Below are 7,033 nucleotides of genomic sequence, written 5' to 3' on the forward strand. Positions count from 1 at the left end.
GTGCCGGCGGTGGCGGTGCCGGCGGTGCCCCTCCGCCAGGCCCCCCGCGCGGCACCGGTGGTCGCCCTACTGGCGCGGGCGGATTCGGCGCGGCCTGGGTCAGCCTGTTCCAAAGCCATTGGACGGGAGGAAAACCAATGACACTGCCCACGTTCTGCACCGTGGGCACGATCCTGGGCAGGTGTCCGTGCACCGCGTACTCGCCCATGCCCAGCGCCTGTCCCCTACCGCCCTCGCCGCTTTCGATCGCGTAGGCGAATCGGTTGGCTATCCAGTAGTTGCCGTGGTCGAGACCGTCGGCCAACCGCCGCAGCTGCTGGATCGCCACCACTACGACGAGCGAGCCGATGACGAGGATGACGATGACGTCGTCGCGGGCCTCACGAAACAGGTCGCCGAAGAATAGGACGTAGACGCCGAGAAAGACGACCAGGACGGCCATGCGCACACCAGAGAAAAACGAATGGACCACAGAGCGGACCAGGAACGTCTGAGTGGGACCGTAGACGAATCCGCCTGCCGCGAAACCGAATATCGCCATGATGGCGTAATAGATCGCATCCAGGGCGGACCAGACGATCCGCACCGCCAGCACCGCCGCGAAAGCCAGCAGCAGGGCGCCGGTCAGCAGCAACAGCAGTCCGGCGCCGATCTGCCCCGCACCTGGATTGCTGGCGGTGGCGACGGCCACCGCGTCTCCGCAGGAACGCAAGCCGTCACGGACCCGGTCCTCGCTACCCGAGCCGATGGCATTCGACCACTCTGCCCCACAGGCCGGGCTGGAATCGAGGACATGCCCGAAATTCCATACCTGCAACGGGCGGCGGCCGAAACCCTCGGCCAGATCTTCCTGCATCGTCACCAGCATGCTGTCCGGTTGGGGAGCGCTATGCCCATTGAGCCCGGCCGCCACCGCCAATCCGAGATCCCGGCCCTGCGCCAGCAATCCGTCCGGCGCCAGCGCCTCGGACAGCGGATCGGCCAGGAACACCGGGCCCAGGACTGCCACCGCCAGCATGGTCACGATCTGCAGGGTCGCTTTCGACAGTTGGCCGCGCAGCACGAACCATGCGACGCAGAAGGCCCCGATGGTGGCCGCAGTGATCAGGACGATGGGCACCGTGAGCTGATCGGTCAGCGCGCGCCCGACCCCTTTCAGCGGCGCGGCGAAAAGGTCGAGCCAGCGGAAGGACAGCACGTACCCGATCAGCCAGATCCCGGTGACCACGATGATCAACCACCCGGCGAATTCGAGGTTGAGGACCATCGACATGCCAGCGGTCCACGGATGCAGCATGCTGCCGTGATCGGTGATGAGCATGTAGTTCGACAGGTTGATCCCGTGCGAGTCGTGGACCTCCATCCAGTCCAGGGTGCTGTTGCCCGCGGACGAGGCCGATTCGGTCTGGGCCGTGGCGATCGCCCCCAGCACCCCGGGAAACACCAGCAACACGATCGGCGCTCCGAACAGCACTGCCAGGCGTCGACGGCGGCGGGAGCCCACGATCCATGCCCAGCAACGATGTCCCAGAGCACTGGGTCGCCAGCGGCTCACCGCACCCGGCCACCGGTCCCCGCCCGGTCCCGGACCGTTTCTTCGATGTCGTTGCCGCACAGTGTGATCGGCGCTCAAGAGATCATCTGTCGTTCGGCGCTCGCCCTCCGTGACGACGTCGGCGTGCTGGTGATTGCAGCGGCCCGGTCGGGTCGCGCGGGCCCGAGCACCTTGCCTCGCCCGATCCGATTGAGGGCGTCGCGCATGAACATCTCGCCGCGGCGTTCCTCGGGTACCTGTCGTCCCGGGCCGACCGGCGGCGACGTCTCCTCCCGCAGGGCCTGGAGCAGATATGGCGCCTCGTCGAGATCGACGCCGAGCCATTTGAGACTGTTGCGCGCCAGAGTTTCGTCACGCTGACGGAAGACGAACCGGTTGGGGATGAGGTTGTGCGCCGCGCCCTGGAAGTCGGTTGCCGGATCGTGGGAGGCCAGCCCGATCGCGGCTAGGTGCTTGCGTCCGTCGCGGCTGAAGTCCGAGGTGACCGCGGCCCCGACCTGAGTCTGGGTGAAGTGGTGCGCCTCGTCGCCGACGAGGAGACCGAACCGGCCATTGTCGGATAGAAATGCCTCGCGTGCCGCGACGCCGACGAGTTCGTAGAGCGCGGTGCCGAGACGTTTGGTCAGGGGCAGGCGGTTGTAGAGGTGCGGTGTCGTCAACTCCTCGGCCGTCGGCAGCGCCACATTGTGACTGCGGACCACGGTGGCGGCGGCGTCCAGGCGCAACGGGCGCAACGCGGGATCGAACAGGACGGGGACTCGATCGGCGATCGTGCCCAGCCGCGCCGAAAGATCGTGGTACTCGTCGCCGTAGGCCGGATCGTCGCGCAGGCGCAGCACCACCTGGAACAGATCGACCAGCGAGCGTATCCGGTGCTCGGCCAGCCCGCGCGGCGTGAGCAGCGCACTGACCGCCGCACCCGAACCTGAGGTCGGCGACAGATCCATCAGCGGCAGAATCGAATCCAGCGTCCGCTCACCCGCTACCCGGGGATCGAACAGGCGCAGCGGGTCCAGCGAGACCGTCGGGTTGGCCAGGTCGATGATCACGGCGTCGTCGATGGCGGTGGCGAAATGCTCCCATTCGCCGACCTGACTGCGGTCGATGGCCAGGAACTGTCCACCCATGTCGTGGACGAGCACCGCCATCAGCTTCAGGAAATACGATTTTCCGGATCCCAGTTCGCCGGTGACGGCGAACGAGGCGGACAAATCGTGCAGAGCCGCCTCCATGATGCCGAAGTGGATCGGCTCGAAATGGCCCGACATGAGATTGATCCCGATGACCGGACCGCTGTCGTCACCGACCTGACTGGTGGTGAACGGCACGAAGCCTGCCCACATGTCCGAAGGCACGATGTGCGCGTAGTCGTCGAAGGCGCGCCGTGTGGGGCTGCCCGGCACCAGCATCGACCACAGGTCCACCTGCGCGCCCAGCGGCGCGGTCAGGTCGATTTGAAAGCGCTTGTACCGGCGTTTGAGCGTGTTCACCGCATCCAGCGTCACCTCCCGCGACGGGCCGCCGATCGCGATGACCGTGGTGAACGACACCTCCGACTCACCACCGTTGACCTCGAAATGTTGGTTGTACTCGCCGAGCATCCGAGCCTTCGATATCAGGGTGTTGTGTGCGAACGACACTTCCTGATCGCGCTGGTCCATCTGCTCACCCAGGCGGCGCAGGTTGGTCTCGTTGCTCTTCAGAACCTGCTCGGCGGGCCGGGTGGACACCCTGATTCCCCAGTCGGCGGCGACGTCGCCGAGGCCCTCGAGCACATTGAGGAATTCGCTGCCGCCCGGGAAGGTCATGCCGGCGTACGGGAAGGAGTGCGGGGTCAGCATTGACTGGTAGGACGGCTGGGATTCGAAATCGGGCTGCACGATCTTGATCACCGGCGCGAACGACGGCCGCATCCGGCGAGTGTTGTCGGCTTGGGCTCCCTCGTCGAGGGCCGCCGACCGGAACACCGCCGCGGTCGCGTCGTCGAGGGCGCCCACCTGGGTCGGGGCGACAGGATCACCGACGGCCCCGCGAGACAGATAGTGCTCCCACAGCCATTGAAACAGCGCGGCAGGGACCGGGACCGGGTCGAAGTCGCCCCCGATGCGCGAGAGGATCTCGGTCGCCTTCTCCTCGTAGACATTCAGAGCCGCGCCGGTGATCGCGGCCGCGTCGATATTCGCGACGCCGCCGCCGCGCCACAGCCTCGACAACGCCGACGTCGCGGAATTGGTCGACCCGACCGGGATGCAGAGCAGATGAATCCGCGTCTGCGGAAGGATGGCGCGAATCCGCTCGAAAGATGCGACCACCTCGAGGGCGTAATCCTCGCACTCGTCGAGATCGATGCCCTCCACCATCTTGCTCAACACTTCTAATGTGTTCAGTCGCGCCTGGATGCCCAACAGCAGCGATCCGCTCGGCAGGTTGTTGATCAGGGCGTGGTGGGCGACCTTCACATCGAACTTGTCACCGGCCTTGCGCAGGCCGTAGCCGAGGGGATTGATGAAGTAAGTGGCAGTGACCAGGCCCGACTGGGTGAACTGCAGATTCCCGCGGATCGCGGTGGTCGGCTGCAGATCTCGTTCGAACGCCATCAGCGCACTCTCTCGGGCGGGTCGGGTAGCAGGAGCACGACCGTCTCCTCGACGAACACGCTGTGCCGGACCGACTCGGCATCGACCGGCATTCCGGAGGCCGAGACGGGTTTGGGGTGGGTGAGCAGCCGCCCGAGCCACAGCGCCCGGGAGGACAGCCGCACACCGGTATAGGGAATCAGGCCCATCGCGAACACGGCCACGGCTGTCACGGCCAGCCCGGTCACGAAGGTGATGGCCGGGTTCACCGGGAAGCTCATCGAGCACATCCCAGTGATCAGCAACAACAGTGCCGCGGCGGCCACCTGCGGCAGGGTGTACGGCCCGAAGGGCAGCTTCTGGCCGTTCTGCGCCTTGCCGATCATGGTCGGCACCCGTTTGACCGGGGTGAAGACCTTGATGACCTCGCTCATCGGTAACTACCGACCGGGAAATCGGGAACGATCGTGGTGGAGTCGACCCGCGCATAGTTCACCAACGTGGGCAGCGCCCAGAACACCAGGGCCGCCAGGATCGCCGAACCCGCCACGGTGAGCACCTTGCTCGGGGAGAGCTTGTTGTGCGCCGCCTCGGAGATCAGGATGGCCAAGCTCGCGATGGCGAGGATGATCAGGCCGAGCCATCGAACGGCATCCAGAACCAAGTACAGGATCGTGCCCAGCTGTGTGCCCATGGGAAGCTCTCTTCATCAGTTCTGCGTCGGCGGGGGAATCGCGATCGTGGGCGTGGACGTCCGCCTTGCACCGCCACTCGTCGGTGCGGGCGTGGTGTGCGGCAACTCGCCGGTGGCAGCGGTGAGCGGATCACGCAGCGCCGGAACGGAATCCACCGCGCGAACCTGCCACTGACCGGCCTGTCGGAGCATGGTCAGCGGATAGGTCAGCGCCGGCGTGCCGCTCCCGGCCTCGGCCTTGGGAGTGATCGTGGTCAGCACTCGTGCCTCCGCGGAACGAGCGCCGCAATCGGAGTCGTCGGCTCGGACGGTGACCGCTTCGACTGCGGTGAACGGGGCCGGACGCAACGCCGTGATGCCGGACTCGGGGGTGACGTACCGGGCGATGTCACCGTTAGCAGTCAGCAGGGCCTGCAAGAAGCCGGTGGAGACCTGAGCCAGCGGGGTGTCGGACGGGCACGTCGTCGTATAGGCGAGAGCGAGATCGACACCGCGGCCCGGCGCCTCGACAGCCGCCGGCAACGACAGCGCCCGCAGTCGCCCGTTCGTGACCGACACCGCGACCCTGTAATACTGCCGAGAGCCGTCCGTCGCGCCGGGGCGGGCGCCCACTCGCACCGATACCGTCACCGCCCAGACGTCGAGATCACCGCTCGTGCGCGCCCGAGTCACGTGCACGATCACCGGATCCGATACCGCCCGGCCGATCGACGGCAGGCCGGCCTGTGCCGCTCCTTCGACGAATTCCCCCAGCCGGTCCTGCTGACCCGAGGACGCCCCGAGATAGGTGATGACGAATTCACGAGCGAAAGAGCCGACCAACTGCCCACGGGCCATCAGGGAGACAGTCGCATTGCTCGACGGAGCCGGTGGCGGCGACGCGAAGGCGTCCGCCACCGCATGGCCGCCACCGAGCACTGCGAGAATCGCCAGGACGACAACGACGATATTCTCCCGGCGTCGGCGCGCTGCCATTCGGCGGAGCAGCATCCTGCCCGAATCCGAACCTTCGCCACTTGCTGTCCTCACCCTGAAAATGGTAGAGAAAAGCAGGGTCCTGCTTCTCTCGGCATATTCCCAGGCCTGAGAATCCGCACTAGCGAGTGATCGCCCGTTTCATGATCCCGGAAATCTTGCAGCGCAACTGCTCGTCGTAACCGATCGGTGTCCCCGACGAAGCCTGCTCACCAGGGCGAAAGATCGCATCTAACTGCGGGATCTCCGAGTCGGCGCTCATGAACTCGACTATTGCCAGCGGTTGTGTGGAGTATCCCGGGTACGGATAAACCAAGAGAGACGTCTGTGAGTATCCACCACCGTAATTGAGGGTCCGAACCGTGACACTCGCGGTAAACCCTGCCTGGACTCGGTCATGCAATTCCATCAGTTTCGCGCGGTCGTCCGGATGAAAAACGTCGCAGGGACGGAACAGGTAATCCCACCGAATCCACGGCGCCGGATCGGTCAGCCAATGGGCGATGCTGGCACGTTCGAGTTGCACCACCGCGAGGCGGGTGCCGGCTCGGCGATGTGCCTCGCGCAGGCCCACACTCTCCAACGCAGCGCCCCGGATGGCGATGTGATCGGAGGTGACATCCTCGATCAGCCACCAAGCACCGCGCCCTCGCTCGTCGTGTCGCGCGCGCACCGTGACACGCCACCGTCCCGCGCGCTCACCGCCACCGCCGACGGTGGCCTCGAATTGAACTCTCTTGCCGAGCTGGGGGTCGTAGAGCAGATCGAGCAGCTCACCGTGCCGATCGAACGCCGAGATGCGGTGGAAAAGCTCCGCGACCGACATCCGGGGGGCGTATTCCTCGGCCGCGACACCCGCCAGCTGGGTGACGCCGCTGGGCAGGGCCAGGGTCTGCGATTCCAGGTCCCAGATCGCGCCGACGGCGTTACCACTGGCGGGCACCCGCGCAGAGGACGGGCCGAGCCACAGCTTGACAGCGTGGGTATCGCCCGCGGGACCGAGTATCGGCTCGATCCGGAGCGTGTGCGGCCCGGATCGGGTCGGCACCGTCTGGTGGATCGCGGTGGCGCGCTCACGGACCACCCAGATCGCGGTCGCCACGTCGGCGGTGGTGAGGCCGTCATAGAGGGCCGGACTCTTGGCCAGCTGCCGTTGCAACATGCGCTGCCATCCGGCGAACTCCCGGGGCTCCGCCCCCACCGAGGCCACCGAGATCGTGTCGGACACCAACG

At 66.3% G+C, this 7,033-nt stretch carries 6 protein-coding genes; all 6 read right to left on the reverse strand.

Annotation, left to right across the window (positions count from 1 at the left end; all coding sequences use genetic code 11):
• On the reverse strand, positions 1-1,453 hold a 1,453-nt coding region (locus ACWELQ_RS32955; RefSeq protein ID WP_452400943.1), incomplete at its 3' end, for a hypothetical protein.
• A gap of 176 nt (positions 1,454-1,629) precedes the next feature.
• Positions 1,630-4,152 carry an ATP-binding protein gene (locus ACWELQ_RS32960; RefSeq protein ID WP_452400944.1) on the reverse strand — a complete coding sequence of 841 codons (2,523 nt, stop codon included), beginning with the start codon at positions 4,150-4,152 and terminating at the stop codon, positions 1,630-1,632.
• Positions 4,152-4,565 (reverse strand): hypothetical protein, encoded by a 414-nt coding sequence (locus ACWELQ_RS32965; RefSeq protein WP_452400945.1) that lies wholly within the window; start codon positions 4,563-4,565, stop codon positions 4,152-4,154. The genes ACWELQ_RS32960 and ACWELQ_RS32965 overlap by 1 nt, the downstream gene beginning before the upstream one ends.
• The gene (locus ACWELQ_RS32970; RefSeq protein WP_452400946.1) at positions 4,562-4,825 is read right to left on the reverse strand and encodes a hypothetical protein; all 264 of its coding nucleotides are present in this window, start codon (positions 4,823-4,825) and stop codon (positions 4,562-4,564) included. The genes ACWELQ_RS32965 and ACWELQ_RS32970 overlap by 4 nt, the downstream gene beginning before the upstream one ends.
• A 15-nt stretch (positions 4,826-4,840) precedes the next feature.
• The gene (locus ACWELQ_RS32975) at positions 4,841-5,800 is read right to left on the reverse strand and encodes a conjugal transfer protein (protein WP_452400947.1); all 960 of its coding nucleotides are present in this window, start codon (positions 5,798-5,800) and stop codon (positions 4,841-4,843) included.
• A 121-nt stretch (positions 5,801-5,921) separates the two neighbouring features.
• Entirely contained in the window at positions 5,922-6,902 is a 981-nt protein-coding gene (locus ACWELQ_RS32980) for a GAF domain-containing protein (RefSeq protein WP_452400948.1), read from the reverse strand.
• Between the last annotated feature and the right edge of the window lie 131 nt (positions 6,903-7,033).

The organism is Nocardia sp. NPDC004722, assembly GCF_053601505.1.